17 protein-coding genes are annotated in these 12,874 nt (G+C 67.7%); 7 read left to right on the plus strand and 10 right to left on the minus strand.

Translation table 11 applies throughout. The annotated features are described in order from the left end of the window. Positions 1–7: 7 nt before the first annotated feature. The 4 genes from M529_RS0124980 to M529_RS41975 form a co-directional block, all read right to left on the minus strand. The gene (locus M529_RS0124980; protein ID WP_031295286.1) at positions 8–340 is read right to left on the minus strand and encodes an ArsR/SmtB family transcription factor; all 333 of its coding nucleotides are present in this window, start codon (positions 338–340) and stop codon (positions 8–10) included. Between the two features lie 243 nt (positions 341–583). Continuing rightward, positions 584–1,039, minus strand: a complete 456-nt coding sequence (locus tag M529_RS41965) for a carboxymuconolactone decarboxylase family protein (protein ID WP_021319219.1) — start codon at positions 1,037–1,039, stop codon at positions 584–586. A 311-nt stretch (positions 1,040–1,350) separates the two neighbouring features. Further along, the gene (locus M529_RS41970; protein WP_021319220.1) at positions 1,351–1,929 is read right to left on the minus strand and encodes a cytochrome b; all 579 of its coding nucleotides are present in this window, start codon (positions 1,927–1,929) and stop codon (positions 1,351–1,353) included. Further along, the gene (locus M529_RS41975) at positions 1,926–3,005 is read right to left on the minus strand and encodes a catalase family peroxidase (protein WP_021319221.1); all 1,080 of its coding nucleotides are present in this window, start codon (positions 3,003–3,005) and stop codon (positions 1,926–1,928) included. The genes M529_RS41970 and M529_RS41975 overlap by 4 nt, the downstream gene beginning before the upstream one ends. 140 nt (positions 3,006–3,145) lie before the next feature. Between M529_RS41975 and M529_RS41980 the strand changes: the two genes are divergently transcribed. The 3 genes from M529_RS41980 (at position 3,146) to M529_RS41990 (ending at position 4,832) form a co-directional block, all read left to right on the plus strand. Then, positions 3,146–3,682 carry a sigma-70 family RNA polymerase sigma factor gene (locus M529_RS41980; RefSeq protein WP_201766355.1) on the plus strand — a complete coding sequence of 179 codons (537 nt, stop codon included), beginning with the start codon at positions 3,146–3,148 and terminating at the stop codon, positions 3,680–3,682. After that, the gene (locus M529_RS41985) at positions 3,679–4,452 is read left to right on the plus strand and encodes an anti-sigma factor family protein (protein WP_021319223.1); all 774 of its coding nucleotides are present in this window, start codon (positions 3,679–3,681) and stop codon (positions 4,450–4,452) included. Before M529_RS41980 ends, M529_RS41985 begins: the two co-directional genes overlap by 4 nt. A gap of 74 nt (positions 4,453–4,526) precedes the next feature. Further along, a complete protein-coding gene (locus tag M529_RS41990) occupies positions 4,527–4,832 on the plus strand; it encodes a helix-turn-helix domain-containing protein (RefSeq protein ID WP_021319224.1) in 306 nt (101 codons plus the stop codon). Between the two features lie 92 nt (positions 4,833–4,924). Here M529_RS41990 and M529_RS49395 read toward each other — a convergent pair whose 3' ends face one another. The 6 genes from M529_RS49395 to mutY all read right to left on the minus strand — a co-directional run bounded on the left by M529_RS49395 (position 4,925) and on the right by mutY (position 9,818). Then, positions 4,925–5,440, minus strand: coding sequence for a hypothetical protein (locus M529_RS49395; protein ID WP_152522640.1), 516 nt, complete (start codon positions 5,438–5,440; stop codon positions 4,925–4,927). A 6-nt stretch (positions 5,441–5,446) separates the two neighbouring features. After that, positions 5,447–5,554 carry an Hsp20 family protein gene (locus M529_RS50375; RefSeq protein WP_152522641.1) on the minus strand — a complete coding sequence of 36 codons (108 nt, stop codon included), beginning with the start codon at positions 5,552–5,554 and terminating at the stop codon, positions 5,447–5,449. 106 nt (positions 5,555–5,660) lie between these two features. Further along, entirely contained in the window at positions 5,661–6,458 is a 798-nt protein-coding gene (locus M529_RS42000; protein ID WP_021319226.1) for an inositol monophosphatase family protein, read from the minus strand. Then, positions 6,445–7,791, minus strand: a complete 1,347-nt coding sequence (locus M529_RS42005; RefSeq protein ID WP_021319227.1) for a TldD/PmbA family protein — start codon at positions 7,789–7,791, stop codon at positions 6,445–6,447. Before M529_RS42005 ends, M529_RS42000 begins: the two co-directional genes overlap by 14 nt. A 76-nt stretch (positions 7,792–7,867) precedes the next feature. After that, positions 7,868–8,770 carry an NAD(+) diphosphatase gene (gene nudC, locus M529_RS42010; protein ID WP_021319228.1) on the minus strand — a complete coding sequence of 301 codons (903 nt, stop codon included), beginning with the start codon at positions 8,768–8,770 and terminating at the stop codon, positions 7,868–7,870. Further along, positions 8,757–9,818: an A/G-specific adenine glycosylase gene (gene mutY, locus M529_RS42015; RefSeq protein WP_021319229.1), complete on the minus strand. Its 1,062-nt coding sequence runs from the start codon at positions 9,816–9,818 to the stop codon at positions 8,757–8,759. Before mutY ends, nudC begins: the two co-directional genes overlap by 14 nt. Positions 9,819–9,844: 26 nt before the next feature. On the opposite strand from mutY, the gene M529_RS42020 reads away from it, so the two are divergent. From M529_RS42020 to M529_RS42035, 4 genes are all read left to right on the plus strand, one after another. Then, positions 9,845–10,387, plus strand: a complete 543-nt coding sequence (locus tag M529_RS42020) for a DUF721 domain-containing protein (protein WP_031295291.1) — start codon at positions 9,845–9,847, stop codon at positions 10,385–10,387. A gap of 45 nt (positions 10,388–10,432) precedes the next feature. Beyond that, complete coding sequence (locus M529_RS42025; protein ID WP_021319231.1) at positions 10,433–11,104, plus strand: DsbA family protein; 672 nt, start codon at positions 10,433–10,435, stop codon at positions 11,102–11,104. A 172-nt stretch (positions 11,105–11,276) separates the two neighbouring features. Continuing rightward, on the plus strand, positions 11,277–12,014 hold the full coding sequence (locus M529_RS42030) for a thioredoxin domain-containing protein (RefSeq protein ID WP_021319232.1): 738 nt from the start codon (positions 11,277–11,279) through the stop codon (positions 12,012–12,014). Positions 12,015–12,093: 79 nt separating this feature from the next. Continuing rightward, positions 12,094–12,874, plus strand: a 781-nt coding sequence (locus tag M529_RS42035; RefSeq protein ID WP_040601097.1) for an AAA family ATPase, incomplete at its 3' end; no start/stop codon positions are given.

Consider the following 12,874-nt stretch of genomic DNA (forward strand, 5'->3'; position numbering starts at 1 on the left):
CGTCCTTTCAGCAGCAGGGTGAGAGTTCAGCGATCAGCGGCGCGCACAGCTCCGCATTGCCGGCGCAGCAATCCTTGAGGAGAAAGAGCGTCAGGGCCTGCAGACCGTTCAGATCGGCACGGTAGATGATGGAGCGGCTATGGCGTTCGGAGCGGACCAATCTGGCACGGGCAAGAATAGCGAGATGCGCCGACATGGTGTTTTGCGGCACGTCGAGCTGGCGGGCGATTTCGCCCGCAGCCATGCCTGCCGGCTCATGACGCACAAGCAGACGGAACGTATCAAGGCGCGTTCCCTGAGCGAGAGCGCCGAGCGCTGAAATAGCCGATTCGTTATCCATATATCCAGCATAGTGGATATATGGTGGCGCGCAATGGTAGCGTTTATCTACTGAAGGTCCTGCACCGCCGCCGATACTCCAGCCGACCATTCTCGTCAGACATTCGCCCGAACCGGCCGGTTGCTTCACCTAACTATTGGTCGACAGCTTCGAAACTTTCGGTTCAACGTCCGACCGCGGAACGGCGGGAAAGTTCCAGGTGCGCCTGCCTGTATGAGCCGACCTCCGCCTTTCCCCGCTACCTTACGCCTTGGCCTTCACCGGCAACCGGAACGGCGCGCCGAGCCGATTGAAGGCGTTCATGGCGGCGATGGTGATGGTCAGGTCGACGAGATCCTTGGGACCGAACACTGCCGATGCGGCGGCATAGGCTTCGTCCGAAGCATGCGTTTCGCTGACCAGCGTCACCTCCTCGGCCCATGCGAGGGCGGCGCGATACTGTTCGGGGAAAAGGTGCGGAACCTCGGCCCAGACCGGCACCAGCGCCACTTTGTCGACCGCCATGGTCTTGAGCAGGTCGCGGGTGTGGAGATCGATGCAATGGGCGCATCCGTTGATCTGCGACACCCGCAGGAAGACCAGGTGGATCAGTTCTTCCGGCAGGTGCGTGGCTGTCATGATGTAGTGGTGAATGCCATAAAGGGCCCTGGCGCCCTGGGGCGCGACCTCGTTCCAAATCAGACGCTTGTTCTCGCTCATGAGGCTATCCTTTCGCGTGCGGCACCATTTCATGGCGCTCGTCTGCGTGACGAGGCGGCAGCGGCGGGTGTGACATGGCGAATGAACTTTTTGCCAGAGCCCGGCACTCCACGTCACGCCCGCCGGCTGCATCGTCCTACCGGCATGGCGGGCACAGGAAACTCGCATTACGAGAGGCAGGATGGAGAATGGACGCCCGGCCCTTTCCGGGACGATCTCCGGGGAATTGAAGCGGCGCGGATTCACGTCCTTCGGGCCGACTGTCACCTGCGGGTGGATGCAGGGGGGTCGCTCATGATGGGCAAGGCCAGCTAATCGTCGGCATCGTCCTGCTTCGGCGAGACCCCCGCCCGCCGATGGCCGACCGTCATGCTTCGCAGCACGCCGTCGCGGCGGATGAGGCCGTGCATCAGGGCTGCGGAAAGGTGCGCGAGGATCAGCGCGAAGAACAGCAGCGCCACCACCGTATGCGCCTGCCGCAGGAAGGCGTACAGTGCCAGGTCTCGCGGCAGGATCGCAGGGAGCGCCATGCTCTTGGTCAGGAGCACGGGATAACCGCCGGCGGACAGCATGGCCCACCCGATGAACGGCATGCCCGCCATCGCAAGGTAGAGCAGGATGTGAGAAGCCACGGCGGCCCGCTTTTGGATGCGGGGCAGATCGTCAGGCAACGCCGGCGCGCCGGTCATGATCCGAAGCGGCAGGCGCAGAAGCACCAGCAGCAGGATCGCGATGCCAAGCGGCCTGTGCAGCGCCAGCAGGGTGACATAGGCGGTACCCGTCGTCGAAACCATGCCGACGCCGATGAACAGCATGGCGAGTACGGCGGCGGCCATCAACCAGTGGAGCGCGCGCAGGGCTGGGTGAAAGTCCGGCGAATGGCGGCTCATCGCGCGCGCTCCTTTGTGAGGTCCTGACCAACGGCGCTGGGATGGGCGCCTTCCGATGCGCGACGGGTGAAGGAAGAGGAATAGGCCTTGGACCGGGCCGCCAGTAGCGGATCGTCGGAGAGGGCAATTCCGGGAGGAAGGATGGTCGGATCGAAGTTCACATCCCGGCACGCACCGGCCTCTTCGGATTGAACGGCATCGATCGCCAGCGTCCCTGCATCGATCGTGCGGTGCGGGCCGGTCCAGGCGACGGTCGCCTTGTCGGTCACGTCCGCAGGGTTGGCAACGACCAGCTTGAGGTGCCAGCGCGACGGCACCTTGGCGGTGCGCGCGATCATTTCGTTGAACAGATAGTCGCGGGGCAATAGCTCCAGATGTTTCTTGTCGAGCCCCGGCCCGCTCGCTTCGGGTTCGAACTGCCAGCGCACGAAGCGGGTGACGTCACGATCGCCGGTGAAGCGAAAGGCATTGATGCTGTAGTAGGTCGCGGTGGCGAAGCTGCCCGGCAGTACGGCCTTGGCCATATAGTCCTGGAACGCCTTGACCTCCGGGTGGGCGGCAAGGAACGGCTTCATCGCGGCGGGATCGGGTTTTCCGGTCGCCGGGTCGGGCTTGCTTGCCCGCTGAAGGGCGATGAAGGAAGCAATGTCGGCAACGGGAAAGATCGGGGTGTGATCCATCGCCAGCCGCCATTCCTGACCGTCGGGCGACTTCAGGACAAGCGCCATGGAGTGAAACACGTTGCGGCCGTCACTTGCGAGGGGGTTGCCGCCCGCCACGGAAAAGCGGCCGATCACCGGGTAGCGCCCCGATTTGAATATGCTAGCGTCGGAAAGCGCGCTTCCGGCGCCGTTCGCGGTGAAGCTGCCGGTAAAGCACAGGCCCTTGGCATGGGCGCGGCGGTAGCCTGGCTTGCTGCCGCCGCCATTATATTCAAGGGCCCGCGTCACGTCGCCGCCGCTGATCCTGCGCGGGCCGATCCATCCCGCCGCCCAGGCAAACGCGCCGACGAGCAGCACCACGATAGCTCCGATCAGCGCAAAAGCACCGGAACTCGCGCGTTTTTTGAGAGGCATTGGTCACTTTCCCGATTGGCTTGTTTGGGTAGGACGCTGAGGGCGGCGCGTTATTCCGCCGATGCGAAAATTTCCTGCCCCGCTATCTTCCACAGGAATAATGCCGCTTCGCCCTCGTCTTATGCGATATGAGATCCGCCATGTCGCTCAGTGAAGAGATGATCGCGCAAATGCAGCCGCTGATCCCGGCACTGCGCCGCTATGCGCGCGCCATGCTGCGTCATCGCGACGACGCCGACGACCTCGTACAGGACGTGCTGGAGCGAGCCATCGGGGGCTGGCACGGCCGCCGCAAAGGGGCGAGCCTGCGTTCCTGGCTCTTCACCATCCTGCATAACCTGGCCCTGGATCGGCTGCGAAGACTGGCTCGGCGTGGTATGGCCGCCCCGCTGGAGAGTGTTTCAGAAGCGCGCCTCGCCACGCCAGCCTCCCAGGAGCACGGCACGCAGACCCGCGATGTGCTCGCTCTCATCGCCCTCTTGCCGGCGGACCAGCGCAGCGTGCTGTTGCTCGTGGCGGTCGAGGAGTTGAGCTATGCCGAAGCCGCCGCCGTGCTCGATGTGCCGCAAGGCACGGTCATGTCGCGCCTTGCGCGGGCAAGAGAGCGGTTGCGGCGAATGATGGATGAAAACGTGCAAACCCCGTTCGAAAAACCTGCGCTCAGGATCGTCCCATGAATGAAGGGCCCATCACCGAGGCGGACCTGCAAGCGCATGTCGATGGACGTCTGCCACTCGAGCGCGCGGAAGGAGTGGACGCCTGGCTGCGTGCGCACCCGGAAGATGCCGCCCGGCTTGCCGCCTATCGGGCGCAGAACGATGTTCTGCGCTCCGCACTCGGCGCCATCGCGGATGAGCCCCTTCCCCCGGCCCTGGATTTGCGCTTGCGGAATCGTGATCGGCAACGCTGGCGGCTTCGTTCCGGACTGAAGGCAGCAGGCATCGGGGCTTTGGTACTGCTGAGCGGCGCTACCGGCTGGGGATTGCGGGGCTGGACCATGCCGTCCACCGTAGGGACTGCGGCCCTCGCCCGCGAGGCGGCATCGAGTTACGCTGTCTATGCCAGCGACGCCGCACGGCCAGTGGAACTCCCCGCGTCGGATCGTTTCGCTCTCGACGGCTGGTTCTCGAAACGTCTGTCACGACCGATCCGCGCGCCGGACCTGCAGCGCGCCGGGCTGGCGCTCATCGGTGGGCGGCTCGTCGCGACGGCGCATGGTCCCGCCGGGCTGTACCTATACCGGGATGCTGCCGGTCGCAGGATCGCCCTTTACGTTCGCCCGATGGAGGTGGATGGCACGGACCACATGAAGCCCCGCCTGGAGGACGGCGTTGCCGGCTGGACCTGGGCCGACAAGGGGCTGGGTTTCGGCGTGTTCGGAGCAGCGCCCCGCACCGACCTGCAAAGCGCCGCCGATCTGGTGCGGTCGCAGTTTCTGCAGACCTGACCCCGCTCCGGCGCGGCGGCAAACGGCCGAGATCGTCATTCCATCGATCACACGTCTTTCCGGTGGTGATGCGGATGTCGTCTCGCTTCTTTGCCAACGCGCTGACGGTGGACGAACTTGCTCAAGTGGCGGCGCTGTCGCCCCGTCAGGTCAGTCGCGCCTTTCGCGCCGAAACCGGCCAGACTCCTGCCAAGGCGGTGGAACAGATCAGGCCGGAAGCCGCGCGCCCGATGCTGGAGGAAACCCCTCACCCTATGGAGCAGGTCGCGCGCGAAAGCGGCTTTTCAGACCTGGGCCGCATGCGCGAAGCCTTCATGCGGCAGCGTTCGGCGGCCCTGCGCAACTGCTCGACCGCCTCGCGGCGCGGGCGGTCGATATAGGGCATCACCCACTCCCCGGATGTGACCATGCCGCGCATCGCAACGAAGGCCGTTGCACCTTCCGATCGTAGGCGCCCTTTCGCTTCCCCCCTTCAGGCTGCCTGCTTGACCGCCTGGGGCCGGGTCAACGACGCGGCTTCCTGCTTGACGCTCTTCATCACATCACCCGCGGCGTGGGAGCTGCGTTCGGCCAGCTTGGCGGCTTCGGCGGAATAATCCTTCGCTGCCGCCTCGTAGAAAACCAGCATCGCGTCGAAAACTTCCTTGAAAGCATTGGCATGCGCTATCCGGTCGGCCAGATGCAGATCCGCGTCGCAGCGATGCTTCACGAAGGCGACCATTTCCCGCTGCTCTTCGAGCAGGGCCTTGAGCCCTGCCGCCTGCAACCGGGGGAGTGCGAGCAGCATTTCTTCGTAATCCGGAAGCCCCGGCTGGAGCGGAAACCAGGATTGCCATGCGCTGGTTATAGGGGTTGGCGTCGTCATTGTGCATATCCTCGCAGGCGACAGTGGAAAAAGGCGCGCCGCGGCACTGCCCTCGGCAACCAGACGATCCTCGCGCCGTCCGCGGGCTGGTGGAATCCGGAAAAATACTAATGATGACATCACGTCGGCTCACGCCTTCTCGATCGCGATCTTGCGCGTATGCGCGGCCGCTTTCTCGTCTTTGGCCAGCGTCACCGTCAGGACGCCGTCCTTGAACTGCGTCTTGATGACGATGATGGCCTATGCCTTCCTGCAGAGCCGCCGGATCGCTCAGGCCGGACGGAAAAGAGCGGTCGGCCCGCCGCCGCAAGCGCCAGTCACCCTTCTGCCAAAGTAGAGACGCTCAGCCCTGCCCCAATATCTCGCGCGCCCTCGGCGCCAGGCGCTCGGTCGCGGCATGGTGGATGCCGGGCGCCGCGCACAGCAGTCCGAAGGCGGTGGGATCGGGCCGGTTGAAGGACAGCGGATCGCCCAGCGCATCGGTCACCACCGCGCCGGCTTCCAGCGCGATCAGCGCGGCGGCGGCGACGTCCCATTCATTGCCCCAGCGCACCGTCGCCACCAGGTCGGCCTCGTCCGCCGCCACCATCGCCATGCGCAGCGCGATGCTGTTGGGCTTTTCCACCGTTACCAGGTCGCGGTCGGCACGGGGAAGCTGGTCGGCGGGAACCCGCGCACCTGCCAGTTCGGTGCGACCGCCGGCTCGCAGCGTCCGTCCGTTGCGTGTCGCCCCGGCCCCCGCCTGGGCGATCCACAGTTCGTTTCGGGCCGGCGCCGCCAGAATGCCGAGCCGCACCTGCCCATGCTCCACCAGCGCCGCCGACACGGCCCAACCGGGCCGCCCGCGCAGATAGTCGCGCGTTCCGTCGATCGGATCGACCACCCAGACCCGCGGCAGGTCCAGCCGGTGCACGGTGTCCGCGGTCTCCTCCGACAGCCAGCCCGCCGATGGATCGAGCGCCGACAGGCTCGCGCGCAGCATGGCGTCGATTTCCAGGTCGGCTTCGCACACCGGCTGTCCGGGCAGCTTTTCCCACTGGCGCACCTGCGTCCGGCCGCCCGCCCAGAGCGTCAGAGCCCGGTCGGCGGCGTCGGAAACCGCCGCCACCAGCCCGCGCAGATGGGGGTCAACCGCCGGCAACGGTCATCCCGTCTATGCGGATCGTCGGCACGTTCATGGCGTAGCGGAACTGCAGGTCGCTGGCCGGCACCAGGGCGCGGAACATGTCCTTCAGGTTGCCCGCGATGGTGATTTCCGACACGGCCTGCGTCACGGCGCCATTTTCGATCAGGAAGCCCGCCGCGCCCCGGCTGTAATCGCCGGTGACGCCGTTCACGCCCATGCCGATCAGCTCGGTGACGTAGAGGCCGCGCTTCACGTCGCTCATCAGCTCGCCCGGCGTCGCGCTGCCGGGCTGCATGTGCACATTGCTGACACCCGCGCCCGGCGCGCCGGCGCCGCCCCGGCTGGCATGGCCGGTAGGCGCCAGGCCCAGCTGCCGCGCCGACGCGCTGTCGAGCAGCCAGCCGGTCAGCACGCCTTCGTCGATCAACGCGCGGCGCTCCACCGGCAACCCCTCGCCGTCGAACGGGCGCGAGCGCAGCCCGCGCGGACGCAGCGGATCGTCGATGATGGTGACGCCCGCGTCGAACAGCGCCGCGCCCAGGCTGTCGAGCAGAAAGCTCGACCGGCGGGCGATGGCCGGGCCGACGATGCCGCCGATCAGATGGCCGACCAGGCTGGAGCCGATGCGCGGATCGAAGATCACCGGCATCACGCCGCTTTCGACCTTCACGGGGTTGAGCCGCGCGACGGCCCGCTGCCCGGCGCGAACGCCGATCGCCTCGGCGTCGTCCATGTCCTCCAGATGCCGGCTGTTATGGCTGGCATGGTCGCGCTGCATGCCCGCGCCCGTGCCGGCGAGCACGCTGGCCCAGGTCGAATGGCTGGTGCCCGCATAGGCGCCCGCAAAGCCATGGCTGGTGGCGAGGGCCAGCTGGCTGCGGCCGTTCGCCGCGCCGCCCCCTTCGCTGTTGGTGATGCCCGGCACGCCGCGTGCCGCCTCCTCGGCAATCAATGCACGCTCGCGCAGCGCCGCCGGCTCGGGCTCCTCCGCATCGGCGAGGTCGAGCGAGGGCGGGCGCTTGCGCAGCAATCGGTCCTCGGGCGCCAGGCCCGCATAGGGATCTTCCGGCGCCTCGCGCGCCATGGCGATCGCGCGATCGACCAGCGTGCCGAGCGTCGCCGGGTTCATGTCCGAAGCGGAGATGGTGGCCGACCGCTGGCCGATGAAGACGCGCAGCCCGATTTCCTCGCCCTCGGACCGCTCGACATCCTCCAGCGCGCCCAGGCGCACCGAGACGGTGGTCGACGCGTTGCAGGCATAGACCGCGTCGGCCGCGTCCGCCCCCGCCCTGCGCGCCGCCGTGACGAGATCCTGCGCGCGAGACTGGGCTTCTTCGAGACTGAGCATGGAGGGGAAACGTTCCTTGAGCGAAAGAGATGCCGCCTTACGCGCTCGGGCCGGGGCGTGCAATGGAGGGGCGGGTTCAGGCGGTCTCCCGCCCGTCCAGCCAGTGGCGCAGCAGGTGCCAGGCGACCGCCATGGGCGGCGGCGCGCGGAAGGGCGCATCCTCTTCCCCCGCCAGCGCCGCGCGGACCCCTTGCGCATCACACCAGAAGGCATGCTCGATCTCGGTCTCGTCCAGCGTCAGCGCGTCGTCGCGCGCCATGCCGATGCAGGCGATCATCAGCGAGGACGGGAACGGCCAGGGCTGGCTCATGACATAGCGCACCGCCTCCACCCTGATCCCCGCTTCCTCGTGCAGCTCGCGCGCGACGGCTTCCTCGATCGTCTCGCCAGGCTCGACGAAACCGGCGAGCGCCGAATAACGGCCCGGCGGGAAGCGGTGCTGGCGCCCCAGCAACACGCGCCCCTCATGCTCGGCCAGCATGATGACCACGGGATCGACGCGCGGGAAATGCTCCGCGCCGCAATTCCCGCACTTGCGCGCCCAACCTGCCTTGTGTGCCGTCGTTTTCCCGCCACAGACCGAGCAGAAGCCGTGCCGCGCATGCCAGTCGACCAGGCTGCGCGCAGTGCCGTAGAGGGCAAGGTCCGCCGCAGTCAGTTCGGCCGCTACTTCCCAGACCCGCGGCGCATAAATGCCGCCATGCGGGAGTCCGGCCACCAGCTGCGCGAAGACCGGCACGTCGTCCCGATAGCCGAGCAGCACATGCTCCGCCGGATCGGTGCCCGCCGGCAGCGGGTCGAGGACAATGCGCCCCGCCTCGGCCACCGGATCGAGCCCGTCCAGCCGCAGGCGCAGCGCGGCCGGATGCGCCAGGCTCTCCAGGAACAGCGCGGGATCGCTGCGCACCGGATCGGCCCGGTCCAGCGTGCCGCCGACGAACCCCGGCAACCGGCCGCGCAATGGATCAGTGCCGTGCATCCCGTCTTTCCTTCATCACTGCCTCCGCCGCGCGGCGGAACAGGGTGGGCAGGCCGGCCTCCGCGATGCGGTCGATCGGCCACCATTCCCCCTCGCCGGGCGGGTCGCCGTCCACATGGGCATGATGCACTGTCAGCGCCAGGGAGAAATGGGTGAAGACATGCATCACCGGGTCGGGCAGCGTCTCCCAGCCCGCCGCGACCGGCGGCGCGGGGTCAGGCGCCGCGCCCCAGTCCGACGTCGGCAGCGCCCGCATGCCCCCCAGCATGCCCTTGTCCGGCCGCCGCACCAGCCAGACATGGCCGTCCGCCCGCTCCATCCACCAGGCGTGGCCCAACCGATGCGGCTTCGCCTTCTTCGGCGCCTTCACGGGAAAGGCCGCCGGATCGGCGGTGCGAAAGGCGGCGCAATCCCCCCTCAGCGGGCAGATGCCGCAGGCGGGGCCGCGCGGCGTGCAGATCGTCGCGCCAAGGTCCATCATCGCCTGCGCGAAATCCCCCGCGCGCGCCTCCGGCGTGATCGTGTCGGCCGCCGCGCGAATCTCCGCCCGTGCCGCCGGCAGGGGCGTCGCGATGGCGAACAGCCGCGCCACCACCCGCTCGACATTGGCGTCGACCACCACCGCCCGCCGCCCGAAGGCGATCGCGGCGACGGCGGCGGCGGTATAGGCGCCCACGCCCGGCAGGGCGCGCAGCCCCTCCTCCGTATCGGGAAAGGCGCCGCCATGGCCGCTCGCCACGGCCCGCGCGCAGGCCAGCAGGTTGCGCGCCCGGGCGTAATAGCCAAGCCCCGCCCAGGCGGCCATGACCTCCGCATCCTCCGCCGCGGCGAGCGCCATGACGTCGGGCCAGCGCGCGGTGAAGCGGGCGAAATAGGGCGCTACCGCCGCCACCGTCGTCTGCTGCAGCATGATTTCCGACAGCCATACGCGATAGGGGTCCGCCGCATTGGCGCCCGGTGGCGCGCGCCATGGCAGCCTGCGCGCATGGACGTCATAGTGCGCGAGCAGGTCGCGCGCGATTTTTCCTTGGTCACCCTCGACGCGCATGGCAGCCCTATGCCATTAAGCACGCCATGACGGAACGCCCCCCGGCCCCCAAAATGAAAAGCGCGGCAAAGCCCGCGCCCGAGCCGGTGCGCATCGGCGGCCCGCGGCGAATCGCCGACCTGATGCCCGACATCGGCGCCGCCGCCTTCCGCAAGTTCGGCTTCGTCCAGACGAGCATCGTCACCCGCTGGACCGAAATCGTCGGCGATCATTATGCAGCGATCACCGCGCCCGAATCGATCCGCTTCCCGGTGGGAAAGAAGGCGGAGGGGACGCTGCACCTCACCGTCATGAGCGGCCATGCCCCGATGATCCAGCACGGGCTGCCCGACATCATGGAGCGGGTGAACCGCTTTTTCGGCTACAGGGCGGTGGCGAAGGTCGCGATGCGGCAGGGGAGCTTGCAGGCGCCCGCGCCGGACCGTCGTCCACCGCCCCGCAACCTCAAGCCCCTGCCGGTCGAATTGGGCGATTCGCTGCGCGACATCGGCGACCCGGAATTGCGCGCAGTGCTCGAATCGCTCGCGCAGGGCCTTGCCAATTCCAGCGGCCTGCCCAAGATCGGCTGATCATTCCGCCCCCGTTCAGGATCGGCGGCGCATAGGACCTGCCCCATGAAGAAACTGCGCCTGTTCCTTCCCCTCCTCCTCGCCCTTCCCGCCGCCGCTTTCCCCGCCGCCGCGCCCAACTGGACCGCGCGGGTCGCGCTTTCTCCCATTGGCGGCCATGTGCTGGGCAATCCCGCCGCGCCGACCAAGCTGGTCGAATATGTCAGCTACACCTGCAGCCACTGCGCCCATTTCGTCGGCGAGGCGAGCCAGCCGCTGCGCGACCGCTATGTGAAGGGCGGGAAACTGAGCGTCGAAGTGCGCAACGCCGTGCGCGACAAATATGACCTCACCGCCGCCCTGCTCGCGCGCTGCGGCGGCCCGCGCCGCTTCTTCGGCAATCACGAGGCGCTGTTCGCCAACCAGGATCCCTGGATGGAGAAGCTGACCGCCTATGATCGCGACGCCGTGAAGCCCACCGAGGAGAAGGCGGCGCTGCGCGACATCGGGCAGAAGACCGGCCTCTATGCGCTGATGGCCAAGCGCGGCTTCACCCCCGCTCAGCTCGACGCCTGCGTCAACGATCCCAACGCCATGAAGCAGATCCTGGCCATGACCGACGAGGCATGGAACAAGGTGCGCATCACCGGCACGCCCAGCTTCACCCTCAACGGCACGCTGGTGCGGGGATCGGACTGGACCCGTCTCCAGGCCGCATTGCCCGACGCGGCGCAGTGATCTAGAAATCCAAACAGACCGTTCGGCCTGAGCAGGGGACTGGGCGTGTCGAAGGCCCCGTGTCGAAGGTCCTTCGATATGCCGCTTCGACAAGCTCAGTGGCTACTCAGGACGAACGGATGCTTCTATAGACCCTGGTTTCCCCTTTCCTTCCATCGGAGCGGACCGTCCCGTGAAAATCCTGCCCGGCCTTGCCCTCATTGCCCTGTCGCTCTCCCTCGCCGCCTGCGGCGACAAGAAGGGGGAGGCCGGCAAGCCCGCCGGCGAACCGATCGCCGCCGTGCCCGCGCCCGCCGGCACCAGCTGGGCGGAGACCATCACGCAAACGCCCGAAGGCCACTGGGTCATGGGCAATCCGAACGCCAAGCTGAAGCTGGTCGAGTTCGGCTCGTTCACCTGCAGCCACTGCCGCGACTTCGCTACCGAGGCGTCGGAGGAGATCCGCGAAATGGTCAACAGCGGCAAGATGAGCTACGACTTCCGCAACTATGTGCGCGATCCGATCGACATCGCGACCAGCCTGCTCGCCCGCTGCGGCGGCAAGGACATCTATTATCCGCTGTCGGAACAGTTCTTCGCCAACCAGACCGCCATGTTCGAAAAGGCGCAGAGCCTGGGCGACGCGCGCTACCAGGCGCTGATGAGCGCGCGCCCGGCGCAGCGCTTCGGACAGCTCGCGCAGGCGGTGGGCCTCATTGACTTCGCCAAGCAGCGCGGCATCGCGGAGGACCAGGCGAAGCAGTGCCTGGCCGACACCGCCGCAGCCGAAAAGCTCGCCAAGGGCGTCGAGGAAGCCAACAGCCAGTATGAGATCACCGGCACCCCGACCTTCCTGATCAACGGCGTGGTCGTGGAGAACACGGCGGCCTGGTCGCAGCTGAAGCCCAAGCTCAAGGAAGCCGGCATCTGATCGGCGTTCCTCTCTATCTCCCCTCCCGCAAGCGGGAGGGGCCGCGGGTGGGCTTTTCGGATCGGCCCGATCCATCCCCATGCAGATAAAGCGGCTCAAGCTCTCCGGCTTCAAGAGCTTCGTCGATCCCACCGAGCTGCGGATCGAGCCGGGGCTGACCGGCATCGTCGGTCCCAATGGCTGCGGCAAGTCCAACCTGCTGGAAGCGATCCGCTGGGTGATGGGCGAATCCAGCGCCAAGTCGATGCGCGGCGCCGGCATGGAGGACGTGATCTTCGCCGGCACCGCCAGCCGGCCGCAGCGCCAGTTCGCCGAAGTGTCGATGCTGACGGTGCAGGAACAGGGCGAACTGTTCTCCGCCGTCGAGATCGGCGCCGACGGCGAGCTGGAGGTCACCCGCCGGATCGAGCGCGGCGCAGGCAGCGCCTATCGCGCCAATGGCCGCGATGTCCGCGCAAAGGATATCGCGCTGATCTTCGCCGATGCGGCCACCGGCCCGCACAGCCCCGCGCTGGTCAGCCAGGGGCGCATCGCCGCCGTCATCGCCGCCCGCCCGCAGGAGCGCCGCGCGATGCTGGAGGAAGCGGCGGGCATCGCCGGCCTGCACGTCCGCCGCAAGGATGCCGAGCAGAAGCTGCGCGCCGCCGAAACCAATCTCGCCCGGCTGGATGAGATCCTAGCCGACATGGATGCCCGCGCCAACAGCCTGCGCCGCCAGGCCAAGGCGGCGGAACGCTATATCCGCCTGTCCGAACAGATCAGGATAGCGGAGGCGCGCGCCCTGTTCGCCCGCTGGCGCGAGGCGAGCGCCAGCGCCGACGCCGCTCGCGCGGAGGCGAAACAGGCGGACGAGGCCGTCC

The sequence above is a fragment of the Sphingobium ummariense RL-3 genome, assembly GCF_000447205.1.
Taxonomy (GTDB): Bacteria; Pseudomonadota; Alphaproteobacteria; order Sphingomonadales; family Sphingomonadaceae; genus Sphingobium; species Sphingobium ummariense.